Origin of the sequence: Sphingomonas sp. SORGH_AS_0879, from assembly GCF_030819175.1 — a bacterium.
GTDB lineage: Bacteria > Pseudomonadota > Alphaproteobacteria > Sphingomonadales > Sphingomonadaceae > Sphingomonas.
The window spans coordinates 1,002,473-1,028,005 of the sequence record NZ_JAUTBJ010000002.1; the positions used below are offsets into that span (position 1 = coordinate 1,002,473).

Genomic DNA, 25,533 nt, shown 5'->3' on the forward strand with positions numbered 1-25,533 from the left:
CGAAGCACACGCCCCGCCGCGAAGCTATAGCGTGGCCTTCGACTGCGCTCAGGCTGAACGGGCGTTGGGGACAGGGTACTTACCCCCCATACATCGCCATCGCATCCCGCCGGAACGCGGCACCGCTGTCCGACCGGCTGTAGAACATGTGCCCGCCCGGATAGACGTTCAACTGCACCCGCTGCGCCACGCCATAGCTGGGCATCTGGTCGACGATCAGCCGCGACGCGAAATAGGGGCAGGACAGGTCGTCCCAGCCATGGACGATCATCACCTTCATCTTCGGATCGTTGGCGATCGCCTTGCGCAGGTCGGTGACGGGCGCATCCTCGGGCTTGCCGCGATCCCAGGCGCTGTTCACCTCATAGGACAGGGCATGATAGCGGGCGTCGGTCTTCCAGCCCACTTCACGCGTGACGAAATCGACCATCGCGCTCGTCGTCGGCGCGATCAGCGAGTCGAGCAGCGGGTCGTTGGACCGCTGCTGCGACGACCAGGGGAAGGGGTCGAAGGCGGTGACATTGGAGTCGTAGATGCTGCCGATGGTCGAATCGTTGCGGTGGATTTCGCGCAGGTAGGTCCGCGTATCGACCCGTCCGCCCAGCTTGCGGACCAGCACCGGGTCGAGCCCGGTCAGTTCGGTGACGCGGCTCACCAGCCGCTCGACCGCCTGGGTGTCCGACCGCCCGCGCATCAGGTCACGCAGGTAATCGCCGCGCGCATAGGCCTCGACCCCCGCCATCGCCTCGGGAGTCAGCTTGCCCTGCCGCTCCAGTTGCGCCGCCGCCATCGAGGGCAGATCGATCATCCAGGGCAAGGGCGACAAGGCGGTCGCGTCATCGCCCGAGGCGGGGTCGAGATAGGGCGACACCATCACGATGCCGTTGACGCCCACCCCGATCTGCGATTGCAGTTCATAGGCGATACGCGGTGCCCGGTATCCGCCATAGCTTTCGCCCATGACATATTTGGGCGAGCGCAACCGCCCTTCCTTGACCAGCCAGTCATAGACGACCTTGGACAGATATTTGATGTCCGGGTCGTTGGCGTAGAAGGCCTTCTTGGTCTCTGCCTCGTCCACCAGGCTGCGGCTGAAGCCGGTGCCGATCGGATCGATGAAGACCAGGTCGGTAAAGTCCAGCCAGCTATTGGCATTGTCGGTGGTGACCGGCGAGTCGGACGGCGCATCGCCCTGTGCGCCGAACTGGACATGCTTCGGCCCCACCGCGCCGAGATTCAGATAGACCGAGGCTGCACCGGGGCCGCCGTTGAACGCGAAGGTGACGGGCCGCCGGACATCGCCGCCGGGCACGGTATAGGCGGTATAGACGACCTGCCCGATCTCCTTGCCCTTGTCGTCGCGTACCGCGATCTTGCCGATGGTCGCCTTGTAGCTGATCAGCTTGCCGCCGATCCGTGCGGTCTGGCTGATCGTCTTGTCGTCGGGCAGGGGCGGGCGCCTGGCGTCGTCGTCCTTCTTCTCTGTCGTCGTCTTGGTTTCGGTCTTCTCGGCCTTTTGCGCGGTGGCCGGGGCGGCGGCAGTGGCGGCGAGCAGCAACAGCGCGGACAGGTGCAGGGTCTTCGACAAGATGGAACGTCTCCACGAGCAATATGTGATACTATATCACATGAAGCGTCCGGGACGTGCAATCCCCGCGCTCCGCCGGGGATCATGGGCGATTGTCGCACGTTACCGCAAGCCTCGGCTCTCGAAATACACCGCACCGCAACCTATCTCGCCTCTGGCATTTCTCCCGGAACAGAAGTAGAACCCGCCCTATGCTGACCAAGATTTCCGTCCGCGGCGCGCGCGAGCATAATCTCAAGGATGTCGATATCGACATTCCCCGTGACACGCTGACGGTCATCACCGGCCTGTCGGGGTCGGGCAAGTCCAGCCTCGCCTTCGACACCATCTATGCCGAGGGGCAGCGGCGCTATGTCGAATCGCTGTCCGCCTATGCGCGCCAGTTCCTGGAGATGATGCAGAAGCCGGACGTCGACCATATCGAGGGACTGTCGCCGGCCATCTCGATCGAGCAGAAGACGACCAGCCGCAATCCACGCTCGACCGTGGCGACCGTCACCGAAATCTACGACTATATGCGCCTGCTCTGGGCGCGGGTCGGCATTCCCTATAGCCCCGCGACCGGCGAGCCGATCGCCGCGCAGACGGTCAGCCAGATGGTCGACCGGGTGATGACGCTGCCCGAGGGGACGCGCCTGTACCTGCTCGCCCCCGTGGTGCGCGGGCGCAAGGGCGAATATCGCAAGGAAATGGCCGAGTGGCAGAAGGCGGGCTTCACCCGCGTTCGTATCGACGGCCAGCTCCATGAGATCGATGAAGCCCCCGCGCTGGACAAGAAGTTCAAGCATGACATCGAGGTGGTGGTCGATCGCCTGGTGGTGCGCGAGGATATCGCCACGCGCCTGGCCGACAGTTTCGAAACCGCGCTCAAGCTGGCGGACGGCCTCGCCTATGTCGATCCCGCCGATCCGGTCGAGCCCGCGACGCCCAAGTCCGTCGTGCTGGGCAACAATGCCCCCGATGGCCGAATCGTCTTCTCCGAAAAGTTCGCCTGCCCGATCAGCGGCTTCACCATTTCGGAGATCGAGCCGCGCCTCTTCTCGTTCAACGCGCCGCAGGGGGCGTGTCCGGCCTGTGACGGGCTGGGCGAGAAGCTGATCTTCGACGAGGATCTGGTCGTCCCCAATCACGAACTGTCGATCAAGAAGGGCGCGGTGGTGCCCTGGGCCAAGTCCAACCCGCCCAGCCCCTATTATATGCAAGTGCTGGGCAGCCTGGCGCGCGAGTTCGGCTTTTCGCTGGAGACGCCGTGGAAGGATCTGGACGAGAAGGTCCGTGACGCGATCCTGTACGGGACGAAGGGCAAGGCGGTCACGCTGACCTTCATCGACGGCAAGAAGTCCTATGACGTTAAGAAGCCGTTCGAGGGCGTGATCGGCAATCTCAACCGCCGGATGCTCCAGACCGAGAGCGCCTGGATGCGCGAGGAACTGGCCAACTATCAGTCGTCGCAACCCTGCGAAGTCTGTCACGGCGCGCGCCTGAAGCCCGAGGCGCTGGCGGTCAAGATCGCGATGCAGGACATCAGCTATGCCACCCGCCTGTCGGTGGTCGATGCGCTGGCCTTCTTCACCGGCCTGCCCGAACATCTGACCGACCAGCAGCGGGCCATCGCGCAGCCGATCCTGAAGGAGATCGTCGAGCGGCTGGGCTTCCTCAACAATGTCGGGCTGGATTACCTGAACCTCGACCGGACCAGCGGCACGCTGTCGGGTGGCGAGAGCCAGCGCATCCGCCTGGCGTCGCAGATCGGCTCGGGGCTGTCGGGCGTGCTCTACGTGCTGGACGAGCCATCCATCGGGCTTCACCAGCGCGACAACGACATGCTGCTGGCGACTCTGCGGCGGTTGCGCGACCTGGGCAACACCGTGCTGGTGGTCGAGCATGACGAGGATGCGATCCGCACCGCCGACTATGTCATCGACATGGGGCCGGGCGCGGGCGTGCATGGCGGCCAGATCGTCGCGCATGGCACGCTCAAGCAGTTGCTCAAGTCCAAGACCAGCGTGACCGCCGACTACCTGAACGGCACGCGCGAGATCGCGGTCCCGGCCAAGCGGCGCAAGGGTTCGGGCAAGAAGCTGACCGTGCACAAGGCGACCGCCAACAATTTGCAAGGCGTGACGGCGAGCATCCCGCTGGGCACCTTCACCTGCATCACCGGCGTCTCGGGCTCGGGCAAGTCGAGCTTCACCATCGACACGCTCTATGCCGCCGCCGCGCGCACGCTGAACGGCGCACGCATCCTGGCGGGCAAGCATGAGAAGATCACCGGGCTGGAGCATCTCGACAAGGTGATCGATATCGACCAGTCGCCGATCGGCCGCACCCCGCGTTCCAACCCGGCGACCTATACGGGTGCGTTCACGCAAATCCGCGACTGGTTCGCGGGGCTGCCCGAGGCGCAGGCGCGCGGCTACAAGCCCGGCCGGTTCAGCTTCAACGTCAAGGGCGGCCGGTGCGAGGCGTGCCAGGGCGACGGTGTGCTCAAGATCGAGATGCACTTCCTTCCGGATGTCTATGTGACCTGCGACGTGTGCCACGGCGCGCGCTACAATCGCGAGACGCTGGAGGTGAAGTTCAAGGGCCACTCGATCGCCGATGTGCTCGACATGACGGTCGAGGATGCGGCCGAGTTCTTCCAGGCGGTGCCGCCGATCCGCGACAAGATGGCGATGCTGGTCGAGGTGGGGCTCGGCTATGTCAAGGTCGGGCAGCAGGCGACGACCCTGTCGGGCGGCGAGGCGCAACGGGTGAAGCTGGCCAAGGAATTGTCGCGCCGGGCGACGGGCAACACGCTCTACATCCTCGACGAGCCGACCACGGGCCTGCATTTCGAGGATGTGCGCAAACTGCTCGAAGTGCTCCATGCGCTGGTCGAACAGGGCAATACGGTGGTGGTGATCGAGCATAATCTCGATGTCATCAAGACCGCCGACTGGCTGATCGACCTCGGCCCCGAAGGCGGCGTCAAGGGGGGCGAGATCGTCGCCGTCGGCACGCCCGAAGTCGTCGCGGCGGAACCGCGCAGCTTCACCGGCAAATACCTCAAGCCCCTGCTCGACAAGGGACAGGCGCAGGCGGCTGAGTAAATCCTCCCCGGTACGGGGAGGGGGACCGCCGCGAAGCGGTGGTGGAGGGGGCTCTCCGCAAAGGACGTCCTACGTGGAAGCCCCCCCCTCCGTCAGGCCTTCGGCCTGCCACCTCCCCGTGTCGGGGGGGATTGGGGTGCGTTCTGGCGGATCCCCTTGGCCTTCGACTTCGCTCAGGTTGAACGGAGGTAGGGGGGAATTGGCAGGGGCTTAGCCACCTACCCCGTTCGTACTGAGCGGAGTCGAAGTGCACGCCCCATCTCGACCAACACCTCCCCAACACATCGCAACTTTTCCGTGCTCGAAACGATTGTCCCGCATCATTCATAAGGGAGGATGCGATGCGTGCACTGACACTCGGCCTGGTGGCGGCCGCGACCCTGGTTTCGGGCTGCTCGACCTATGGCGGCGGCGGTTATGGCGGGCCGCGCTACGCCTATGACTATAACCGTCCCGACCCTGCTTATGGCGGCTATTATGCCGACCGCTATTATGTCGACAACCAGCGCTATCGCGAACGGCGGTTGGGCCGCAACGACCGCGTCTATGTCGGTCAGGACGGGCGCTATTATTGCCGCCGCAATGACGGCACCACCGGCCTGATCGTCGGCGGCATCGCAGGCGGCGCGCTGGGCGCGGCGATCACCTCGGGCGGATCGCAGACGCTGGGCACGCTGCTCGGCGCCGCCGGCGGCGCGCTGGCCGGCCGGGCCATCGAGCGGAACAATGTCCGCTGCCGCTGACAATGACGCCGTGTCCGCATAGCCGGACGAGAAGGCCGTTCCCGACGCCCTCTCCTTGGGGGAGGGGGCGTATCGGAAAGTCGGGCGACCCCGCGCGGTCGATGCGAAGATGAACGAAGCGTCACGGGTTGCGACACTTGGTGACATAATCGTCAGGTCTCTGGGACAGCTTTGCGATCATCCCTCCCCATAGAGGGGATCGGGCCGGTATTCGCCCGCTTTGTAATAGGAGTAACGTCATGAAGGCCATGATCCTCGCAGGCTTGGGGTTCGCCACGATCGCGGTTCCGTCGGTCGCCGATGCGCAGCGCTGGACCCCGATCGCCCAGCGGCAGGGCCAGCTTCAGTCGCGGATCGATCAGGGCATCCGCTCGGGCGCGCTGAACCGGCGCGAGGCGGTGCGTCTGCGCACGCAGTTGCATGATCTGAGCCAGCTCGAATATCGCTATCGCCGGTCGGGTGGCGGGCTGAGCGCGCCGGAGCGCAACGACCTCGACCGTCGCTATGCAGTGCTGACCCGTCAGGTCCGGTTCGAGAAGAACGACCGCAACTATCGTCGCTGATCGGTGACGGGGGCTGCGCCGGGCATTGCCGGGCGCGGTCCGTCCGGCCGTTCGATCGGACGGCCGCTGTCCTTCCACTTGTCGAGTATCTCGCCCGACCGGGCCAGCCGCTCGCTGATGACCGCGCCGCTCGCCGATACCGGCGGTGGCGCGTTCCGCGTGTCGCGCGGGGCGGGGGCCGCAGCGGGGCTGGCGGAGGCGGTCGGCAGTGGGGGAACGGGCAAGGCATTGGCGACCGGCATCTCGCTCGCGGCCGCAGGTGTCCCGCCCGCCACCGGCAGGCTGGGCAGCACCTCCCCGCCACGATAGGTCCGATTCATCGCCGCCGCCGTGCCCCAATATCCCTTCCAGCGATGGAACAGGTGCGCGCCGACCATATCGGTCATCACCATTGCCCGGTTCCAGGGCGGGGCGACCGCGAAAGTGTGATAATGGGTGGCGAGCCCGACCGGGGCGAAGACGCCGCCCGACAAGGCCGCTGCCGCGATCCGCGCCGCCCGCGCCCAGCCGGACACGGCCGGGGCACGCGCCAGGGCACCGTCGCAGACGAAGCTGAACTGGCAATGCGCCCGCTCCACCCCCTGATAGACGACGCCGCAGACCGTGCCCGGAAAGGCGGGATGGCGGGCTCGGTTCAGCACGACCTGGGCCACTGCGCGCTGGCCGTCGATGCTTTCGCCATTGGCTTCGTAATAGATGGCGGCGGTCAGGCACTGCATCGCGCGCGCGCGATCGATCGCGTTGGCCGGGCCCCAGAGGAAAGGACGGGCAGCGGAGACGCCGCTGTCGGTCAGAACCGCGCCCGGCGGAATGGCCAAGGCGGGCAGGGCGACCGTGCCCGTACTGCCGTCGACCGCGGGAAGGGCATCGGCGGCGTGGGCTGCCGGAGCGGCTGGTGCCGGGGCGGGAGAGCGCGACCCCGCCGCCACCGTTCGCGACGCGGACCGTCGCCACGCCCCCTGCGCCGCCAGCATCAGGCCGAAGGTCAGCATCAGGCCGAGCAATGCCAGCCAGACCTGCACCATTCGCCTTACCGTCTGCCTCGCCACCCGCAACGCGTGGATTTCCTTGCCGAACCTGAACCGTCCGGCCCGCTATAGCTGAGAATATTAAGGATTTCGCATAGCGTCGCGCACGTCATCGCCCTGCCGTTCGCACGTCGCTAGGGGCGACCGACATTCATTCCATTCCTCCCCTCGAAGGATTCCTCTGCGAAATTCATCCATCACCAACCCGGCGAAGGCCGGGGTCCAGTGACGTCACGATGGGAGCGACTTGCCAACGCCTTCCCAACTGGATTCCGGCCTTCAACGGGTTGGTCTGGCGGGTTTTGCAACGATCCCCTTCCAGGATTCCTCTGCGAAACGTCTGGCAATGAGGATGGTTGAGTGATTCACTGTGCGGGCAGGAGGGCATGGTGATGGTCGAGCAGCGATCGCTGGTGGAAGCGTTGATGGATCCGCGCTTGGGATCGAATGCGAAGCTGTCGGGGATCGAGCGGCTGATCGACTGGAGCCGGCTGGAGCCGCTGGTGTCGCCGCTGCGGCAGGGTCGGACGGGTCGACCGCCCTATGCGCCGCTGGCGATGGTCAAGGCGCTGTATCTACAGGCGTTGTATGATCTGTCGGACCCCGGGCTGGAGGAGGCGCTGCTCGACCGGCTGTCGTTCCGGCGGTTCTGCGGCTTTGCGCTGGATGGCGGCACGCCGGACGAGACGACGCTGTGCCGGTTGACGTGACCCCGGTCTTTCATCCAGCGGCAACCAGAGACCGACCGTGGTTTTCGCGCATAAGCGCAGGTGAAGCAACGGGCGGGGTTAACCCCGCCCGTTGCTGTTCGAGCCCGGCAGCGAAGGCTGCCGGAGTGGCGTAGCCGAGCGAGGAGTGCGGACGCTCGTTGTTGTAGTCGTCGACCCAGCGGGCCAGAATCGAGCGGGCCTGACCGATGGTGAAGAACAGCGTCTCGTTGAGCAGCTCGTCGCGCATGCGACCGTTAAAGCTCTCGACGAACCCGTTCTGCGTGGGCTTGCCCGGCGCGATGTAATGCCACTCGATGCGGGCATCGCCGGACCAGGCGAGCACCGCGTTCGACGTCAGTTCGGTCCCGTTGTCGCTGACGATCATCTTCGGCCTGCCACGCTCGGCGATCAGATCGGCCAGCTCGCGCACGACCCGCCGGCCCGAGATCGACGTGTCCACCACCGCCCGAAGGCATTCGCGCGTGACGTCATCGACGATGTTGAGCACGCGGAACCGACGGCCGGTCACGAGCTGGTCGTGGACGAAGTCCAGACTCCAGCGCTGGTTGGGAAGCGCCAGCACTGACGCGGGCGCACGGCTGCCTGTGGCGCGCCTTCGTCCCTTCCGGCGCCTGACCGTCAAACCCTCCTCACGATAGAGCCGCTGGGTCTTCTTGCGGTTGATCGTGATGCCGTCCCGGCGCAGCAGGATGTGCAGACGCCGATAGCCGAACCGTCGGCGTTGCTGCGCCAGCTCGCGCAGCCGCGACCGCAGGTCGCCATCATCCGCCCGGCACGAGCGATACCGCATGCTCGTGCGGTCTGCCCCAACGACCGTGCATGCCCGCCGCTCGCTCATCCCCAGCGTCGCCTGGAGATGCGCGACCGCTTGCCGCTTCGCGGCGGGCGTCACCACTTTTTTGACAGCAGGTCTTTCAACCCCGCATTGTCCAGCATCGTGTCCGCCAGTAGCCGTTTGAGCCGGGCGTTCTCCTCTTCGAGCGACCGCAGGCGCTTTGCGTCGGACACCTCCAGGCCGCCGAACTTCGCCTTCCACGCATAGTAAGTCGCGCTCGACATCCCGTGCTTGCGGCACAGCTCCGTCACCACCGCACCCGCCTCGGCCTCCTTCAGGATGCCGATGATCTGCTCTTCCGAAAACTGCTTCCGCTTCATTCCGTCCGTCCCTTTAAGGAGACGGTCTCTACTTCCAGTTGGATGAAGAAACGGGGGTCACGTCACGTCACGTCTTCGCGCGCGAGGCGGTAGGACAGTCGCATGCGATCACCCTGACCTCGATGGCCAGCGACGTTCCTGCCAGGATGCCGTTGAGACGGGTGACTTGGTCTCTGGCGTTCGATGACCAGATCGTGCGGGATGACCTATTCGCCTGGATCGCGGCCAGGGTCGATCAGTGGGACCATTGGGGGCGCATGGCCTATCGGCGGGGCGGGAATGCGTTCATACAGCATTTGCTCGGGCTGGTCGTAGCGTCCAGGTCATCGCAGACATAGGCGATGCTTGGGCCAGCTGGCGAGGTAGCATCAATGCGCTGGCGCCTCGTCATGGGTACCGTCCCGTCATCCGAAGCCTTGCTGATCGGTCGTCCTGTCCGATCAGCAAGGCTTTTCGCTATGTTCATCGGTGCTGTCGCCGGGAGCGCCTCGCGTGAGATGTGCTGCTGCGGTCGTCTCGTCGACACCGTAGAGCCGCATCCACCAGTCGATCACGTCTCCGCCGGTACCGCATGAAAAACAGTAAAAGCGCCCGTTGTAGACGTAGAGGCCACGAGTCGGATCCGGGTGGAAAGCGCATGAGCCCCGCAGCCCTGCCTGCGTCGTCTCCAATTCGACCGTTTGCGCCACCAATTGTACCAAGGGGCTTTGCACTCGGGCTAATCGCCGATGGTCAGAAAGGTGCGACATGACGGTATGATGGTCGATCGCTGGCCTCCGTCAAGTGGTCATCCTTGTACGAAAGGTTGGGGGACGTTCGGCCTTTCGGGTGTCTAGGCAACAACGCGGTATCGAGTAGAGCGTCACGACGTATTTGGGTCTTATGAGCAACGCTGGCTAGCGCCTCGCGGTCGGGAGATTTGAACCAAAAGTCCATCCTCCAAGGAAATGGACACAGAAATGGCGCGCCCGAGGTGAAAGCGATGGGCACTCAGATCATTGGGAAATTCGGGTGGCGAGGGCGGCTTGACGGCATTTTTTCACCCGAGTATGAGTCGATAGAGCTTTGGTGACGAGGCATCGATAACCCTCGCTCGTTACCATGCCTGGTCTCAAATTCAGGACGGCCCAGTTTGGGACTTACCTGCCATTGACGGATGGTCAGTCGAATGCCGGGTTTGGCTCAAACCGGACGAAGCTCACCGGCCTCAGTTGGCCGAGATGTCGGACTGTCTGGACCAGCAGGTTCCAGCCGGAAAACTGGAAAGCCGACATTCAGATGCCTTGATGTCGGTTGCATAGCCCAACTCTGCGCACTTTCACCAGTAGATCGCCACAACCTCCACATCCAGCATGCGTGACTTTTTCGGTTCCAGTAAGACCGGGATAGTCGTAACCTCCTTCGCTTTAGAAACAGATATGTCCGGGAAAAATGGAAGCTTCATGGCCTTTCGCGATCGCTCACGAGCGTCGAAATCGATCTGTGGACTTACGTTCTGGCCGGTAAGCTCTTCAATCAGCGCCTTTACCTGAGCAAATGCAAGTCGTTGCCCTTCCGCAGTATCTGGATAGAATACAATCTGCGAAATTCGTTCGTCAATACTTTCTAATACTACATCTGTTATTTTATCGTCAATCTCAGATAGAAGTATATCCTTATATTTCCCAATTGCGAAAATGAGCTGCGAGTGCGACGGGTCGGGACTCTGTTTTGATGCATTTTCAGAAGATGCCATCATCGCCATCTTACTGGACTCCTCTATCTGGGCCGCCAAATCCGGAACGAAATCCCGGAAAATGTCCGCAGCCTTGATAGGATTCCATTCAGTCTGAAGTCCAGCTTTAGAAAGTCGACACAGCACTGTGAACTCATTATTCGCGAACAGCACCCTCCGAATGTCTTTCCAATAGGCAGAATGCTCGGTCACACCGACGACCTTGAGTGGAATGGAATCCAGTCCCAGATGGTCTACGACCATATTCTTCACAATATACTCGTCAGTTCCATCGATTACTACCGAATATCCAGATGCAATACCGTCAATAGGAACTAGGCCAGCTAGCAACCTATTTATAATCTTGTTAGCATTTTTTGCGTTATACAAATCAGAAAATTTCACATTCTCGATAAATAGGGCCGGGCTCTCGTCAAACATATCCGAAAATTCAGCAATCATCGTACTCATCTGGAAAATCCATGACGCTGATAACTGGACGTGAAACTCTACAAGGTCCCCTCTGTTGAGTTCCGAGGCCTTAAATGCTGAATATGTATGGGGATCGGAAAATAGGTCATCCAATTTTTCGGGCAACTCGCCCTTATTGTTAGGTTGTATTTTCCTTAGATTTTTCAACATGTGCAATTCGCGGAATAGTGATTGCGCATTTGCCTTGCGAACCGTCTGAATGGCACTGCTGTTGGTGCTCTGGAGCCTAGAAGTAACTTCTGCGGATGCGCCAGGTATTGGCTTTGCGGAAATCTTTCCGCCGATCTCAGCAAGAAGGGCCGCTTCCGATTTGGCTGTTATATTGTCCGTTATCTCGCCCTTCTGTGACGCCAGAAGGCTTGCTAGGCTTATTTCATCGAGATAGATGAACTCGCGCAGCGGAGCTTTGTCGTCACTGCGGGTCTGCAATACCCGGGTAGAGCGCAAACGGATGTAGGGAAATCTTGAGCTGAAAGCGAGCCTACCTAATACCATTTTATTTATCCCGTTCCGGACGACGTGCTACGCGTTCATAGGCTTGAGCGATGTCTTCGCCAGCGACCCGGCTTCGCTGGTCAGATGCTGCAATGAGGGCAGCCTCGGTCCAGATCGCGGTTAGGCGTGCTGCGGACCAGTTATGCGTTCGCAAAGCCACATCGAAGATCGGCAGGTCGCCATCACATTGAATGCGGCGCATCCCCACGCGCATGATTTCTAGCCGATCAATTATACCGGGCAAGCCGAACTCAATTTCCCAATCAAACCTACCCGGTCGGGTCAATGCCGGATCCAATGAATCTACGCGGTTTGTTGCAGCAATCACGATAGTGGTGCTTTCGCGATTGCTGAAGCCGTCCATAAGCGTGAGCAGTTGCGCGACCAGTTTTCGAGAAGATTCATTGCTGTTACCGGATCGGGCTTCCGCAATACTGTCGATCTCGTCAAAGAATATGATCGATCGACCTGACTTGGATTTTTCGGCATGCTCGAAGATCTTTCGGAGCATCCCTTCCGAATCACCCACCCATTTGCTCACGATGGCCGGGCCGCTAATGCTGTAGAAATCGGCATTGGCCTGATTCGCGATGATGCGCGCAAGGTGGGTTTTCCCGGTCCCGGGCAAACCTGTAAACAGAACTCCCTTCACGGGGCGCGCGCCAATACGTTTTAGCTCGTCGTGGCGGTTTAGTTGCGTATTGATCAGATCTTTTGCCCTAGATACGACATGGTCGTAACCGCCAAAATCATCAAATGAAAGACCGCCCACGTCCGGCTTTACCAAAAACGATGACGCGGAGATTTCGGGACCGTCGAAATTAGGCCGTACTCGCATTGGTTTTTTCGACAAGATTCGCCGTATGTCCGAGGATCCGTCTATTTCGACGGTAAAATTTTCCGAGACTGGAATGCCTTGGGAATTACCTAACGTCAGCAGAGCGCTGCCTGATCTGGCCCCCGTTTCACCGGACGGGTTCAAGCGGTTGCAGAAACCAGTGCGCGATGCTCGCGCGGCGAACGCATTTTGAGCCCTGAATGGGGGTGGTTGTCGTTGTAGTCCTCGATCCATCCGGCAAGCGATGTCAACGCGGTGAGTGCGTCCGGCAGCGGCGAGACGCGGACGTAATCCCGTTTGAGGGTATGGACGAAGGCCTCCGAGATGCCGTTGGACTGCGGGCTGCGGACGGGGGTGAAGCAGGGTTTGAGGCCCAGCTGCCGGGCAAAGGTCCGTGTTTCGCAGGCGGTATAGGCCGAACCGTTGTCCGACAGCATCTCGACCGGTGTCGCCGCGCGCATGGTGCCGAAGCGGGTTTCCACGGCTTCCAGCATGATGTCGCGCACGTCCGAGCCGCTGATGCCGGCATTGGCAACCGCGCGCCACGAGATGATCTCGCGGTCATGGGCGTCGATGATGAAGGCACCGCGCACGACCTCACCGTTCCAGCAGGTGAACTCGAAGCCGTCGGAGCACCAGCGCAGGTTCGAGCGGATCGTCACTACGACGCCGTCATGCCCATAGTCGGCTCGCTCGGCGTAGCGCCGCGCCAGCAGCAGGCGGTCCGCCGCCATGATGCGGTAGACGCGCTTGTGGTTGACCGGCGCAAGTCCTTCGGCGCGCCGCTGCCGATTGAGGACCGCCGCGATGCGGCGGTAGCCGTATGTTGGCCGTTGCGCGGCGATCTGGCGAATGCAGGGCAGCAGATCCGTGTCGTCGGCCTTGGCGTACGGCCCGCGCGTCCTGGTGGTTCCCGTCAGGCGGTCGTACACCGTCGAACGCCCGACCCCGAGCGTGCTGGCGACCAGGCTCACCGGATAGTCTCCGGCAGCGGCGAGTGCATGAGCAAGCTCGCTTTTTTTGGGCGCGAGCGCTCCAGCGCCTCCTTCAGTATCTCGACCTCCAGCGTCTTGCGCCCGAGCTGGCGCTCCAGTTCGCGGATGCGGGTTTCCATCTCGCGGACCTGCCGGTTGCTGGTCACGTCGTCGTCGCCGGCAACTGCAACGCTCCCGCCTTCCAGCATCAGCCGCCGCCAACGGTACAGCAGGTTCGGCGCCACGCCGTTGCGGCGCGCCACCACCGATATGCTCTCCCGACCATCGAGCGTCTCCTCGACGATCCTCAGCTTCTCGGGCGTGCTCCAGTGACGGCGACGACCGCCGTCGGTGATGATCTCGGACACGGACATAAGCCTATGCTCAGGGGATAGCCCCAAGCCTCCTTCCTAGGCTCAAATCCGTCCGGTCGAAATGGGGGCCAGTTCACTGCCCGATTCGCCAAGTACAGTCCCGTCCTCAAGCACGTCACGGACAACAGATGTCAGGAAGGATGTAGGCCACAGCTCATTGGGCACAACCCTCCAGTCGTTTCCATCGCTGAGAATGACATCGTTCTTGTGAAGGGTGCCTTCAGCCAAGCCTGTTATGCGAGACGTGCGGCCGTCAAACAAACGAAGATAAACGGTTCCGGATAAGTCATCGACGTGGATGACCTTCATCAGATCGCCTTTGAGAATCCCGTTGCCATCGTCAATATCATCGCTCATCGCGATGATATTAAGCATAAACCACTGCCCAGACCAAGTGCGCGTGCAGCGCATATCCGCACACAATCGGCGACGCGAGCGGTCGCTTGAGCAGCGCGGAACCTTTCTCGTCCAGTTCGTAGCGTGACCAAGCGGATGTCGCCGTTTTAGCTGCCCTTTATAGGCTACAAAGTAAGGTGGTCCGGCCACCTGACAGTTTAAGGGCTGAGCCAACCTGTACCTGCGATGTTTCGGTGGGATGGCGCAACCCGAAGCGAGAAGTCCATGCGCGTGCAGCTGTTTCACGGCGACGTAGTGGTCTGGGGTGGCCCTGCTCGTCAGACGTTCCGTGGTGTGGATACGCTGCGCGGCAACGGTAGTCCGGCAGGCGAATTTCGCTATAACCTTACTTTTCCTGAGGTTAGCTGAACGGCGGCTCGGCCGGACCCGGACGTTGGCCACGTTGTCAGCGAACGGCTTGAATTGTGAAGGGTTTCGGGCGCTTGCGTACGAAAGCCTCCAATGCAGGAACCCGCGGGCCCCATGCGGTGGTCTATGGGTAAATGGGTTTTGGAATGGTTCTGGCGGGTAAGCGCTGCCGATCCAGAGGTGTCGCTGCTGGCCCGATTGACGTGATTTCGTGCGGTGTCAGATTGCAGGTGGCGTTGGTTTTGCTGCCCGGTGTGCCTCGCGCCCGGCGCAATTCCGGGATGGGCATGTGGCGGGCCACCGGCCAGGACACCATGGGCGTGACCGTCATGCAGGATGGGCCATGCCGGGTCATGGCGCATGTCTCCGGGCGGGTGGCGCTGGCTGCGGCGGCGCGCGGGGCTGGCACCAGCGGGCGAAGGTCTCGATGATGGTCATGTGCCCGCCGCAGCACGGGCATGGCGGGCGATGGTCGGGCGGCTCGTCGGCTTCGGCCTCTGCCTCCTTGATCGGCGCGGCGATGCCCAGCAGCTTGCGGGCGAGCGCCATGGCATCCTTGTGCGTCGAACTGGCGAGCAGGCCGTAATGCCGGATGCGATGGAAGCCGCGTGGCAGGACGTGGATCAGGAAGCGGCGGATGAACTCGTCGGTCGCCAACGTCATGGCCTGCTGGCGGTCGGCACCATCGCGGCGATAGTCTTTATACCGGAAGGTGACGCCGCCCTTGTCGAAGGCGACAAGCCGCTGGTTCGAGATGGCAACACGGTGGGTGTAGCGCGCCAGATAGGCCAGCACCGCCTGCGGCCCGGCAAAGGGTGGCTTGGCGTAGACCACCCAGCGCTTCTTCCGGACGGGCGAGAGATGTCGCAGCAAGGCTTTGCGTGTCGCCAGGCCCGCCAGGGTGTTGAAGAAGGCCAGCTTGCCGGCATCGAACAATGCCAGGAGACGCGAGAGGAACAGTCGGCGGAACAAGGCACCCAGCACACGCACCGGTAGCAGGAAGGCCGGACGCGACGAGATCCAGCGCGTGCCGTCCAGCGCGATGCCACCGCCGGGCACGATCATGTGCACATGCGGGTGGTGGGTCAGCGCCGAGCCCCATGTGTGCAGCACGGCGGTGATGCCGACCCGGGAGTGTCAGGAATTTCGTGTGCGGGCGGGCGGATGAACATTACGCCGCCATGGCCTTGATGAAGCGTTCGCCGAAGATGACGGCGAACTGTGCCTTTGCCATGGTCCACTCACGTGGCGGCATTCTCCACTCTTTCTCCGAGCGGTTCAAGATCAGGTAGAGCAGCTTGGTGGCGGCCTCGTCACTGGGGAAATGCCCGCGGGCGCGCACGGCCCGGCGCAGCTTCGAGTTCAAGGCCTCTATGGAATTCGTGGTATAGATGATCCGCCGGACCTCGTCGGGAAAGGCGAAGAAGGGGATGACCTCGGCCCAGGCGCGCCGCCAGCTCTGGCCGATGGCGGGATAGCGGGTGCCCCAGGGCCCCGCCTCGAATGCCGTCAGGGCCTGTTCGGCCGCCTCGGCGCTGGGCGCGCGGTAGAATCCTTCAGCGCGGTCGCCAGGCCCTTGCGGTCCTTCCAGGAGACGAAGTCCATGGAATTGCGCAGCAGGTGGACGATGCAGGTTTGAACCACGGCGTCGGGAAACACGGCGGTGATCGCCTCGGGAAAACCTTTCAGGCCATCGACGACAGCGAGCAGGATGTCCTCGGTGCCGCGGTTCCTGAGCTCGTTCATCACCCTGAGCCAGAATTTTGCGCCCTCGTTCTGCTCCAGCCACAGGCCCAGCACCTCCTTGGCACCATCGGCACGGACGCCGAGCGCGATGTGGATCGCCTTGTTGCGCACCATGCCCTCGTCGCGGATCTTCACCCGCAAGGCGTCGAAAAAGACGAGCGGGTAGACCGGATCCAGCGGCCGCTGCTGCCAGATCGCCACCTCGTCGAGTACGGCGTCGGTTACCGTCGAGATCAGATCGGGCGACACAGCCTGCCCCGGCGAAGGCCGGGGTCGATGCCGTACAGATCGTGCAGGTGCCCCGTGATCTCCCGGGTGCTCATACCGCGCGCGTACATCGACACGATCTTTTCATCGAAACCTGGAAAGCGCCGCTGGTATTTGGCGATCAGCTGCGGGTCGAAGCTGGCTTGCCGGTCGCGCGGTACGTCGATCGCCAACTTACCGGTATCGGTCGTGATCGTCTTCCGACCGTAACCGTTGCGGCTGTTGCCCGCGCCATCTTCACCGGCGAGGTGATGATCCATCTCGGCATTCAACGCGCGCTCGGTCAGCGCCTTCTTCAGCGCGTCGAGCAGGCCACCCTGCGCCAAAGCGGTGCCCGCGTCACCCCCGGCCAGCAACTGATCCAGTAACTCGTTCGGTATGGCAGGCTCTTTGCGTCGGGACATATCGGGTCTCCTTCTTCCCCTTTATGCCCGCCCGCACACGAAATTCCTGACACTCCCTGCCGACCCGCGCGCCGAGGTGTTTCGGATCGGCCGCGATGGTCCGCAGCGTGTCGGCCCGCCGCGCGGAACAGCAGGTCATAGACCACCGCCTTGTTCTGCCAGGCGATGGCGGCAATCTCCGCGGGCACGGTGAACACGACGTGGAAATAGCCGACCGGCAACAGATCGGCCTCGCGCGCGGCCAGCCAGGTCCGCGCGGCCGCGCCCTGGCACTTGGGACAATGCCGGTTGCGGCAGGAGTTGTAGGCGATCCGCCAGTGCCCGCAGTCGTCGCAGGCCTCGACGTGACCGCCAAGGGCAGCGGTGCGGCAATTCTCGATCGCCGTCATGACCTTGAGCTGGCCAAGGCTCAGATGCCCGGCATGGGCCGCCCGATAGGCGGGCCCGGCGCCGCGGAAGATATCGGCGACCTCGAGCGAGGTGCGCACCGGTTCAACCGGGAGGTGCCCTGCCTTCCATCACGGCAACGATCTGGTCGAGCGGGCTGGCCACCGCCCGCATGGTCTTGCTCGAGACCTGAGTGTAGATGCCGGTCGTGTTGATGTTCACGTGTCCCAGCAAGACCTGGATGACCCGAATATCGACGCCCTGCTCAAGCAGGTGGGTGGCGAACGAATGGCGCAATGTGTGCGGGCTTACCCGCTTGTGGATCTCTGCGCGCCCCGCCGATTCCTGCACGACCCGGTGCAACTGGCGAGCCGAGACCGGATCCGTGCCGCTGCGGCCGGGGAACAGCCAGCCATGGGGCAACATCACCCCGCGCCGCTTGCCTTCGCGCCACCATTGACGGAGCAGGTCCAGCAGGTGTGGTGAAAGCATGGCATTGCGATCCTTGCGCCCCTTGCCCTGCTCGACGCGGATGATCATGCGCTCGCTGTCGATGTCATCGACCTTGAGGTGGGCGACCTCCGAGACCCGCAGGCCCGCACCATAGGCCACGCTGAGGGCCGCTTTGTATTTGATGCCTGGCGCCGCCTCGAGCAGCCGCGCGGTCTCCTCGACGCTCAAGACCACCCGCAATTTGGGCGCGTAATGCAGGACAACAAGCCCCAGCGCCATCTCCGGTCGCCTGAGGGTGATGCCGAACAAGAAACGCAGTGCCGATACGGCCCCATTGATGGTCGCGGGACCAACGGCGCGTTCATGCTGATCCAGCTGAAAGCGCCGGAGGTCTTCAACCGTAGCGGTATCGGGAGGCTGGCCGAGAAATGCGGCAAAGCGCCGAACGTGGCGGACATAGTCCTTCTGCGTGTGCTCCCCAAGACCACGCATCTTCATATCCTGCAGCATACGCTGGCGGAGCGAAGTGTTCGGGGTGGCGATAGTAGCAGCATCCATGGCGAGTTCCTTTCCGTTGAAGGAACCCGCATGGTCGGACGGCCACATCTCCCCGCCCAAAGCCTTTGAAATACTACCCTACGTCACCCCAAGCGACCCTCCCGCGCAGCGGGTTCGTGCTCTGGTCGAAAGTGGACGGGCTGGCGGTCGATTGAACGCTGTCGTCCAATCGACCACCAACGATGTGACAGTCCTGTCAGCGTTGATGGTACGCACACTTTATACGCCGACAAGGCTGATGACGCCTCACGCCGCCGCCCGCACCACCTCCGTCGGTATCGCGTCGGCGTAGCTGCCCCCGGCGGGGATGAAGAGGGAGCCGTGCAATTCGATGCCGCGGATCTGATCCGCGGCTTCCCGCCAGCGCCGGTGCGCGCGTTCGATGCCGCGTTTGATCCGGCTACGGGACGGCAGCGGCGACGCGGTCAAGATGGCGCGTGGCCCGACCGACCAGCGATGCGTGTCGCCGAGCAGTTCGATGACCCCGTCGTCGCTGGCGAGGTAGGGCTGCACATCGGCGTGCCAGTCAACAAGGATGTTGCCGCGGGTGGCGAGCGAGATGCCGACCGGCCCGTCGGCGATGGGCAGGTCGAATTGCACGAGGACGAAGTCTCGGTTCGTCTGTTCGACGATGGCGGCGATCTCCAGCGCCTCGGCGAAGTTCTTGCGCCCGCCCGAGGCATAGGCGATCGGATTGCCGATGGGCGCATATTGCGGATAGCCCATGGCGAGGCGCAGGCCGGCGGTCCAGGCCTGCATCGTGTCCATCGATTCGATGACGCTCATATCGTTGATCCTTCTTTCTTTTCCGCCCCTTCGAAGAGGCCATCATCACGGCTCAGTTGCAGGCCGAGGCTCCCAGGGTTTCCAGTTTGCGGGCTTCCGCCGCGAAGGACGCGGCGAGCAGGTCGTCGGCGTGGCGCTGCCAGTCGGTGGCGTAGGGCCGGTGCGCGCAGTGCTCGGCCATAAACGTGGTCAGCCGCCGCGTTGCCTCCAATACGGAGGCGGTGCCGCCGCTCAGATGGCGCCAGCGCATCAGCAGTGCCGCGGTCGTCCACACATCGCCCTCGCAGACCGAGCGGACCGCCGACCATTTACCCTGCTGCATCAGTTGAGAGACGAGGTTCGGCCGACAGGTTAGTTTGACTGGCATGCCGAGGCGGGCGGCGACCTCGGCAAGGTGCGCTGGTGCCGCCCCGCCGCACATTTCGCTGCAAAGGTCAACGTGCCCCGAGGCATCGCGGCGCCATGGTGACAACAACCCGGTCAGGCTCGCCGGCAGCCGCAGCCCCGCGTCGATCGCCCCGATCAGGATCTGCGGCAGGTCGGAATGGAATCCGCCCCAGGTCACGAGTTGGACGTGGCCAAGCTGTTCCATGTCGGCGAAGAAGGCCTTCAGGACAGCGGCTTCGTCCTGTTCCGGCAGGCCGCGCGTTTCCAGCCGCACCGGGCGCAGGCCGTCTTCCGCCTCGGTCATCACCAGCCAACTCAGCGTCGTGATCCGATGGCAAGGCCAGCGCGGCGTCACACGCGGGTCGGTGCGCAGTTCGCGCGGCGACAGGTGCGCGGCATCGGCGGGGAGGAAACGTTCGGCGGACTGATAGCGCGCGTGCGCTTCATGGTCATAGGCGAGTTCGGCATCGAGGACGACGACGAAGCGCGGCGTGTTGCTCTTCCAGAGCGAGGTCAGGTCGTGGTGCATGGTGGTTCTCCGGCGGGCGCTCGCGCGCGCGCATGTTGGTTTGGGGGAAGGTCAGCGGGTGGCGGGCTGATCGGCGCGCCAGCGAGCGAGGGCGCGGAGTGCGGCTTGTGCGGGGTGGTCGGCGTCGTCGAAATCGCCGAATAGTCGTGCCCAGCACTGCCAGCCTGCGATCGCCTCGCCGACCAGTTCGACCGCGGTGGTCGCCGGGTCCGGGAGCAGCGCGGTCGGCGTGGCCGCGTCGCATTCGTCGACGGGAGTGCCGGGGCGGCAGATGCACGGCATGAGATGCGCGCGTGCCTGATGCATATGCCACGTGTACCCGCGCGGCATGTCGCGCCACCGCCCGGCTGTGTCGCTAGCGGCGGTGATGAGGCGCGGATGGCGCGCCAGATCGGCGAGCGTCAGCAGTCGGTGGGGGACGCGGCCCCAATTGTCCCAGCTTATTGCAGCGCCGGTCGCGGGGATGCGCTGCTCCAGCCAATCGAGCAGATCGCGGGGCGTATCGCCTTCGCCGAGACACCGGGCGTCGCTGGTGAAACGGTAGCCACCGTCGTCCGGCGTGACGGTAAGGACGCCGATGCCGCAGAGGATGCGGGCATCCGGTCGGTGGCGGGCGGTGGGACAGGCGCCGATGGTGCGCACGGCAAGCGCGATCGACGCGGGCGCGAAGCCACGCTCCTCGATCGACAGATCAATGAGAGACATAGTTTTTCCTGGAGATTGACCGCGATGCGGCGGGTTTCGATCAGTCGGCGGTGGACAGCAGGTCCGCGACATGGAGCCGGGTGGCGGCGTAATCAGCTTCGCCCAGCCATTCGGCGAAGTGGCTGCTGATGGCCGCAGCGATGCTGCGACCGACCGGATTCACCTTAGCGAGACGGCGTATGACCAGCCGGAACGTAGCGATTACGTCGACCTGTGCGTCCTGCTCGATCTCGCCGATGTCGGACCGCACCCAGTCAGCGAAGCGGCGGTTCGGATCGACCGGCGCACACAGTATCTGCGAATGGCCACAGGCTTGCTGAAGGGTCAGCAGCCCATCGCCGACACTGGCCGACAGATCGAGCAGATATTGCCGGCCGCAGCCCGCCAGCGCGCGGAGGGCGGGCGACCATTCGGCGCCGGGCAGCCGATCGAGCAGGGCTATCGCGTCCTTCAGGCGGTAGCCGGTGATCGTCGCGCCATCGGTGGTCAGCTTCTGGTCGAGCCAAGCCAGCAGCGCGTCGGCGGGGTCCGATGGTCGCAGGACGTAGCTGTCGAGCGAGAAGTGGACCGTCGGACCTTGCAGGCGGGCGGTCAGGGCCGCCGCGCCGATGGGTATTTGCCGATCGAGGCCGAGCCGATGGCCGACGTCGAGGGCGGCGACGTTCACGGTGGTGATGATAGGTGTGGGAAGCATATGCGGTGTGCTCCAGGCGCGCGTCCTCGCCCCCATGCCGCGCGAAGCGGCTGGGGCGAGGACATGCGGACGGTGAGGATGACCGGCAGGGCCGATCGACGACGAAAATTCTGACCGAGGGCCAAGCCGGCGGATGCTGACCCTGTTTTTCCCTTCTTTCAGAACCTTCGCATCACCTGCTCGTTAGAATCAGCGCCAACGGCGCCCTTTTCCATGCCGCTGGCATGGTTGCGCCCTTCGGACTGTCGCAATCTGTTAAGGATTGGCCTATAGCCTCAGGCGGTTCGCGGATTTTGTCCGTGAACCGGGGCGTCGAAACCCCGTAGCGAAGCCGGTCGCAAGACCAACAAAACGGTCGCAAAGCTCTTTGTGACCGGGTGGCGGACGCGTATGTCCAGGCCACCCGGCTAAAGGCGCCCGCGCCTGTTCGCTACAGGTTTCGAACATCCGGTCTCCAGAGGGCCGGCACCCCGCCATTTCACGGGGTGCCGCCGGCTGGCCGGCGCGCATCCCCATCGGGGGATGAAGATGGTTGGAATACGGGGGATCAGAGCAGCGTCGGTGAGCATGCTGGCGTTGACGATCGCCGCCTGCGGGGGTGGCGGCGGGATCAACAGTGCGGGGAGCGTGGTGACGCCACCACCAACCGGCGGCGCGACGCCGACGCCCAGCCCATCGCCGACGCCAAGTCCGACACCGTCGCCGAGCCCGACACCGAGCCCCACGCCAACGCCGTCTCCGACGCCGTCACCTACGCCCACGCCGACACCAGCTCCCACGCCAACACCGACACCAACGCCAACCCCGCCCGTCTATTCGGCGCCGGTGCCGCCGCCGACGGGATATGTGATTACCCCTTCGGACAAGCAGCCGATCCGCTCGGTCAACGACACGCCCGAGTTTCGCCGCAACTACGGCGCCAACGAGTTTATGAACGCGCTCTACGCGCTCGACAGCGGGCACACCGGTCAGGGTGTCAGTGTGGCGGTGGTCGACGACGGCGTGATGAACGTGAACGGCGAACTCGACGGCCGCATCGACCAGACGCTGTCGAAGGACTTCGGCTATGTCGTAGCCGCCGACGGCACGCGGACCAAGCGGAGTGAGCTGGGCAGTGCGGTGTCCGACCACGGCACGGCGGTCGCCAACATTATCGCGGCACGCGTCAACGGCAACGCGACTGTTGGTTATGCCCCGTCCGCCACGATCGTCGCGTTGCGGGTCGCCGACTGGGACGAGAAAACGCAAGGGGAGATCCTGTCGCACACCGACGAGGCGATCCGCTATGCGGCGGACAAGGGCATCAAGATCGTCAGCAGTTCGCTGGTGGGCGGTAGCGCGGGCTGGACCTCGGCGACTGAGCGGCTGGCAGAAACAGGCGGCCTGCTCGTCAACTCTACCGGCAATTTCGGCGGTGCCGATCCGTACAATGCGCAGTGGATCACCGCCGACAATCGCAAGGCGGTGCTGTTCGTCGGCGCGCTCAGCCCGGCACTGAACAAGTACGAGATCGAGGCCTATTCCAATAAGGCGGGCACGATGAAGGACCGCACCGTCGTCGCGGTCGGCTCCAATGTCACGACGCTGGTCGATGGCACGGTCGGTGTCTTCTCCGGCACCAGCTCGGCGGCGCCGGTGGTGGCAGGACTCGCCGCCGACATCCTGTCGAAGTGGCCGCAGCTGAGCGGTCAACAGGCGGGTGACGTCATCCTCCAGACCGCCAAAGACATCGGTGCGCCGGGACCGGACGAGGTGTTCGGCATGGGGCTGATCGACTTTCAGGCAGCGCTGTCGCCGGTCAATCCAACGCTGTCGAACGGCTCGACGCAGACCAGCATCGCCAAGTCGGTGATGGTAGTGCCGGGTGCCGTCGGCACGGCTGCGATCCAGACCGCGCTGTCGCATGTCACGGTGCTCGACGCCTTCGGCCGCGACTTCACCGGCTCGATCGCCGCGCTCGTCGTCCAGCCGCAGGTCATGGCGGACCGCCGGATCGAACGGCGCGTCCGGCAGATGGGGCGGCAGGCAAGCCTGTCGTTCGGCGGCTTCAGCGGCACCATGGGCTATACCAGCGTCCGCTTCGGCCCCGGCCAGGATCAGGTCCGGTCCGCAGCGACGGCGGGGACCTTCGGCTACACCGACGGGAAGACCGGGGTGCGTGCGGCGTGGAACGGTGCCGACATGCTGCAGGCCGATGTCATGGGGCTGGCGCCCTTCGCCGATGGCGTGCTCGCCTATGTCCCGCAGGCCGGGACCAGCCTCGGCGTCGACCGGGCAGTCGGTGGCGGGCGGCTCGGGCTGACCATGGCGGCGGGACGCACCGCCGGCAGCGCCGCGCGGGCGATGACGCTGGGCTGGAGCCGTGGCGACCTCTCCTTACGCGCCTCGTTCATCGACGAGGACGGCACGCTGATGGGCATGCCGACCGGCGCCGGTGCGCTGCGGCTGGGACGCGGCGCCCGAACGGTGATGGTCGAGGTGCACCACCGGATCGGCGTGACCGATGGCTGGACGCTGGAGGGATACGGCTCGCTGGGCGTCACCCGGTTGAAGATCGACGCCGCTTCGCTCGTCACCGGTGCCACCCCGATCCTCGGCAGCCGGATCGGTGTGCAGGCGACCGGCGCGGTGCCCGGCGGCCTGCTGACGCTCGGGATCGCGCAGCCGCTCGCCATCGAGGCGGGCGCGGCGGAGCTGACCCTCGGGACGGGCTACGACCTTGCCAGCCGCTCGGTCCTGTACGGCGTCACCCGCGCCAGCCTAGCAGGGCAACGCCGCGTCCAGCTCACCGCCGGCTACGTCACCCGCACCGCAATGCCGCTGCGCCTCGGCGTCATGCACGACGTCACCGACGGCTCCGTCGCCGCGCTCGTCGGCTGGCACACCGGCTTCTGATCCGATCGATATCACAGGGAGAGAACCACATGCGTTTGACCATCGCGCTCGTCATCGGGCTGGCCGCCGTGCCCGCCACTGCGCAGCGACCACCGATCACCAAGCTGCTCGACAAGATCCCATCCGTCTTCGGCAGTGGGCCAAAGCAACCCGCCATTACCCTGCCGGCCACACCCGTCATTCTCGGCTTGACGCGTGCCGCCGATCGCAGCGTTGCCGGTGATCCGGTGACCTTCGATCTCGGCGGCTTCCGCCTCGGCATGAGCGAGGCGGAGGTGACCGCCGTCATCGCGTCGCGGAAGCTGACGAACCGGGGCGTGACCCGCTATGTCGACTTCGAGAGTCAGGTCCGCAGCCTCATCAACATCCGTGGAGGCGTTGGCGGCGTGGAAACCCGGCGCGGTGTGCTCGGTGAGGCGACGCTCCAGGATGATGCTGGCGGGCGCTATATGTTGAAGACGCTGGTCTGGCCGGACGGGGCGCATCTGTCGTCGATCGTGTACCTCGCGCCGCAAGGAACGGCGGCAGCGGAATGGCGCCGGATGCTGGTCGAGAAGTGGGGGCGCCCGCGCGAAGAGCAGCCGGGGGACACGTTCGGCGCGCGCTGGGGCGGCGGGACAAGTGCTTTCCGGGCCGCTGCGAACCTCGGCCCTCGTGGCGGGACCGTGGAGATCGCGCAGCCAGAAGGCTCAAGCCAGCAGCCGGGCAAACTGGTCGAGCAGGCCACCGACGCCTTCATCGCCGCTCGTGCCAGGAAGCCGTCGCTGTGATGCGCGCTGCAATGAGGATGTCGTTGATGAATCGCTTCGTTATCCTGGCGATCGGCTGCGTCAGCGTGGGTGCCTGCTCGAAGACCGAAAAGCCTGAGGATGTCGCCCGCGCGTTCATCGTCGACAATGCGGCCGGGCGAGGTGCCGAGGTGCTGGAGCGGATTGACCCCGCTGTTCGCCCTCTCGCGGGGATGATGGTGGCGGCCGCGCCCAAGACGGCCACATCCGGTCCACCGCCTCATGGCGGCATCAAGACGGTAGAAGTGCTCGACACCAAGACCGTCGATCCCGATCATGCTATCGTTGAGACGGTATCGCATTTCGGTGACGGCACCGAGGTGAGACGGACCGCGAATCTGCGCCGTGTCGATGGCAAGTGGTACATCACCATGTGATGGAC

Annotated in this window: 21 protein-coding genes and 3 pseudogenes; 8 read left to right on the forward strand and 16 right to left on the reverse strand. The window is 64.0% G+C overall.

What is annotated here, in order from left to right; all coding sequences use genetic code 11:
- Positions 1-79: 79 nt before the first annotated feature.
- Positions 80-1,588, reverse strand: a complete 1,509-nt coding sequence (locus tag QE379_RS05430; protein ID WP_306998593.1) for a S10 family peptidase — start codon at positions 1,586-1,588, stop codon at positions 80-82.
- A 191-nt stretch (positions 1,589-1,779) separates the two neighbouring features.
- Between QE379_RS05430 and uvrA the strand changes: the two genes are divergently transcribed.
- From uvrA to QE379_RS05445, 3 genes are all read left to right on the forward strand, one after another.
- A complete protein-coding gene (gene uvrA, locus QE379_RS05435) occupies positions 1,780-4,680 on the forward strand; it encodes an excinuclease ABC subunit UvrA (protein WP_306998595.1) in 2,901 nt (966 codons plus the stop codon).
- Between the two features lie 341 nt (positions 4,681-5,021).
- On the forward strand, positions 5,022-5,423 hold the full coding sequence (locus tag QE379_RS05440; RefSeq protein WP_306998597.1) for a glycine zipper 2TM domain-containing protein: 402 nt from the start codon (positions 5,022-5,024) through the stop codon (positions 5,421-5,423).
- 239 nt (positions 5,424-5,662) lie between these two features.
- A complete protein-coding gene (locus QE379_RS05445) occupies positions 5,663-5,986 on the forward strand; it encodes a hypothetical protein (RefSeq protein WP_306998599.1) in 324 nt (107 codons plus the stop codon).
- Here the strand turns inward: QE379_RS05445 and QE379_RS05450 are convergent.
- Complete coding sequence (locus QE379_RS05450; RefSeq protein WP_306998601.1) at positions 5,974-7,011, reverse strand: cell wall hydrolase; 1,038 nt, start codon at positions 7,009-7,011, stop codon at positions 5,974-5,976. The genes QE379_RS05445 and QE379_RS05450 overlap by 13 nt on opposite strands.
- A gap of 359 nt (positions 7,012-7,370) precedes the next feature.
- Between QE379_RS05450 and QE379_RS05455 the strand changes: the two genes are divergently transcribed.
- A complete protein-coding gene (locus QE379_RS05455; protein ID WP_306998604.1) occupies positions 7,371-7,724 on the forward strand; it encodes a transposase in 354 nt (117 codons plus the stop codon).
- A gap of 10 nt (positions 7,725-7,734) precedes the next feature.
- On the opposite strand, the gene QE379_RS05460 is transcribed toward QE379_RS05455, so the two are convergent.
- From QE379_RS05460 to QE379_RS05480, 6 genes are all read right to left on the reverse strand, one after another.
- A protein-coding gene (locus tag QE379_RS05460; protein ID WP_373461696.1) for an IS3 family transposase occupies positions 7,735-8,900 on the reverse strand; the annotation gives its coding sequence in 2 pieces (ribosomal slippage) (positions 7,735-8,639 and positions 8,639-8,900; 1,167 coding nt in all).
- 440 nt (positions 8,901-9,340) lie between these two features.
- On the reverse strand, positions 9,341-9,649 hold the full coding sequence (locus QE379_RS19575) for a CHC2 zinc finger domain-containing protein (protein WP_373461730.1): 309 nt from the start codon (positions 9,647-9,649) through the stop codon (positions 9,341-9,343).
- 569 nt (positions 9,650-10,218) lie between these two features.
- A complete protein-coding gene (locus QE379_RS05465) occupies positions 10,219-11,535 on the reverse strand; it encodes a hypothetical protein (protein WP_306998608.1) in 1,317 nt (438 codons plus the stop codon).
- Between the two features lie 67 nt (positions 11,536-11,602).
- Positions 11,603-12,388: a 26S protease regulatory subunit gene (locus QE379_RS05470; protein WP_306998610.1), complete on the reverse strand. Its 786-nt coding sequence runs from the start codon at positions 12,386-12,388 to the stop codon at positions 11,603-11,605.
- 191 nt (positions 12,389-12,579) lie between these two features.
- Positions 12,580-13,787 (reverse strand): IS3 family transposase gene (locus tag QE379_RS05475; protein WP_306998613.1). Its coding sequence is split into 2 segments (ribosomal slippage): positions 12,580-13,463 and positions 13,463-13,787, totalling 1,209 coding nucleotides; the frame shifts between segments, so codons are not numbered across the junction.
- Between the two features lie 42 nt (positions 13,788-13,829).
- Positions 13,830-14,144, reverse strand: a complete 315-nt coding sequence (locus QE379_RS05480) for a hypothetical protein (protein WP_306998615.1) — start codon at positions 14,142-14,144, stop codon at positions 13,830-13,832.
- Positions 14,145-14,369: 225 nt separating this feature from the next.
- Here QE379_RS05480 and QE379_RS05485 point away from each other — a divergent pair, with 225 nt between their 5' ends.
- Entirely contained in the window at positions 14,370-14,552 is a 183-nt protein-coding gene (locus tag QE379_RS05485) for an alpha-ketoglutarate-dependent dioxygenase AlkB (RefSeq protein ID WP_306998617.1), read from the forward strand.
- 351 nt (positions 14,553-14,903) lie between these two features.
- Here QE379_RS05485 and QE379_RS05490 read toward each other — a convergent pair.
- From QE379_RS05490 to QE379_RS05525, 8 genes and pseudogenes are all read right to left on the reverse strand, one after another.
- A pseudogene (locus QE379_RS05490) lies at positions 14,904-15,686 on the reverse strand (transposase); the annotation flags it as partial.
- 37 nt (positions 15,687-15,723) lie between these two features.
- Positions 15,724-16,969 (reverse strand): annotated as a pseudogene (locus tag QE379_RS05495) (IS256 family transposase).
- A gap of 58 nt (positions 16,970-17,027) precedes the next feature.
- Positions 17,028-17,457 (reverse strand): annotated as a pseudogene (locus QE379_RS05500) (transposase zinc-binding domain-containing protein); the annotation flags it as partial.
- Positions 17,458-17,461: 4 nt separating this feature from the next.
- A complete protein-coding gene (locus QE379_RS05505) occupies positions 17,462-18,367 on the reverse strand; it encodes a site-specific integrase (RefSeq protein ID WP_306998619.1) in 906 nt (301 codons plus the stop codon).
- 246 nt (positions 18,368-18,613) lie between these two features.
- The gene (locus QE379_RS05510; protein ID WP_306998622.1) at positions 18,614-19,153 is read right to left on the reverse strand and encodes a hypothetical protein; all 540 of its coding nucleotides are present in this window, start codon (positions 19,151-19,153) and stop codon (positions 18,614-18,616) included.
- A gap of 52 nt (positions 19,154-19,205) precedes the next feature.
- Positions 19,206-20,069, reverse strand: a complete 864-nt coding sequence (locus tag QE379_RS05515) for a hypothetical protein (protein WP_306998624.1) — start codon at positions 20,067-20,069, stop codon at positions 19,206-19,208.
- 51 nt (positions 20,070-20,120) lie between these two features.
- Positions 20,121-20,774: a hypothetical protein gene (locus tag QE379_RS05520; RefSeq protein WP_306998626.1), complete on the reverse strand. Its 654-nt coding sequence runs from the start codon at positions 20,772-20,774 to the stop codon at positions 20,121-20,123.
- 40 nt (positions 20,775-20,814) lie between these two features.
- Positions 20,815-21,441: a hypothetical protein gene (locus tag QE379_RS05525; RefSeq protein ID WP_306998628.1), complete on the reverse strand. Its 627-nt coding sequence runs from the start codon at positions 21,439-21,441 to the stop codon at positions 20,815-20,817.
- Positions 21,442-22,314: 873 nt separating this feature from the next.
- Between QE379_RS05525 and QE379_RS05530 the strand changes: the two genes are divergently transcribed.
- From QE379_RS05530 to QE379_RS05540, 3 genes are read left to right on the forward strand one after another with little or no spacing between them, the layout of a single operon-like run.
- The gene (locus QE379_RS05530; RefSeq protein ID WP_306998630.1) at positions 22,315-24,363 is read left to right on the forward strand and encodes a S8 family serine peptidase; all 2,049 of its coding nucleotides are present in this window, start codon (positions 22,315-22,317) and stop codon (positions 24,361-24,363) included.
- A 29-nt stretch (positions 24,364-24,392) separates the two neighbouring features.
- Positions 24,393-25,133, forward strand: a complete 741-nt coding sequence (locus QE379_RS05535; RefSeq protein ID WP_306998632.1) for a hypothetical protein — start codon at positions 24,393-24,395, stop codon at positions 25,131-25,133.
- Between the two features lie 26 nt (positions 25,134-25,159).
- Entirely contained in the window at positions 25,160-25,528 is a 369-nt protein-coding gene (locus QE379_RS05540; protein ID WP_306998633.1) for a DUF4878 domain-containing protein, read from the forward strand.
- Positions 25,529-25,533 lie beyond the last annotated feature (5 nt).

Bases quoted from the DNA above. Each gene is read 5' to 3' on its own strand.
- uvrA (WP_306998595.1), top strand. From the start codon at position 1,780: ATGCTGACCAAGATTTCCGTCCGCGGCGCGCGCGAGCATAATCTCAAG.
- QE379_RS05440 (WP_306998597.1), top strand. From the start codon at position 5,022: ATGCGTGCACTGACACTCGGCCTGGTGGCGGCCGCGACCCTGGTTTCG.
- QE379_RS05445 (WP_306998599.1), top strand. From the start codon at position 5,663: ATGAAGGCCATGATCCTCGCAGGCTTGGGGTTCGCCACGATCGCGGTT.
- QE379_RS05450 (WP_306998601.1), bottom strand. From the start codon at position 7,011: ATGGTGCAGGTCTGGCTGGCATTGCTCGGCCTGATGCTGACCTTCGGC.
- QE379_RS19575 (WP_373461730.1), bottom strand. From the start codon at position 9,649: ATGTCGCACCTTTCTGACCATCGGCGATTAGCCCGAGTGCAAAGCCCC.
- QE379_RS05480 (WP_306998615.1), bottom strand. From the start codon at position 14,144: ATGAGCGATGATATTGACGATGGCAACGGGATTCTCAAAGGCGATCTG.
- QE379_RS05485 (WP_306998617.1), top strand. From the start codon at position 14,370: ATGTTTCGGTGGGATGGCGCAACCCGAAGCGAGAAGTCCATGCGCGTG.
- QE379_RS05505 (WP_306998619.1), bottom strand. From the start codon at position 18,367: ATGGATGCTGCTACTATCGCCACCCCGAACACTTCGCTCCGCCAGCGT.
- QE379_RS05510 (WP_306998622.1), bottom strand. From the start codon at position 19,153: ATGAGCGTCATCGAATCGATGGACACGATGCAGGCCTGGACCGCCGGC.
- QE379_RS05515 (WP_306998624.1), bottom strand. From the start codon at position 20,069: ATGCACCACGACCTGACCTCGCTCTGGAAGAGCAACACGCCGCGCTTC.
- QE379_RS05520 (WP_306998626.1), bottom strand. From the start codon at position 20,774: ATGTCTCTCATTGATCTGTCGATCGAGGAGCGTGGCTTCGCGCCCGCG.
- QE379_RS05535 (WP_306998632.1), top strand. From the start codon at position 24,393: ATGCGTTTGACCATCGCGCTCGTCATCGGGCTGGCCGCCGTGCCCGCC.
- QE379_RS05540 (WP_306998633.1), top strand. From the start codon at position 25,160: ATGAATCGCTTCGTTATCCTGGCGATCGGCTGCGTCAGCGTGGGTGCC.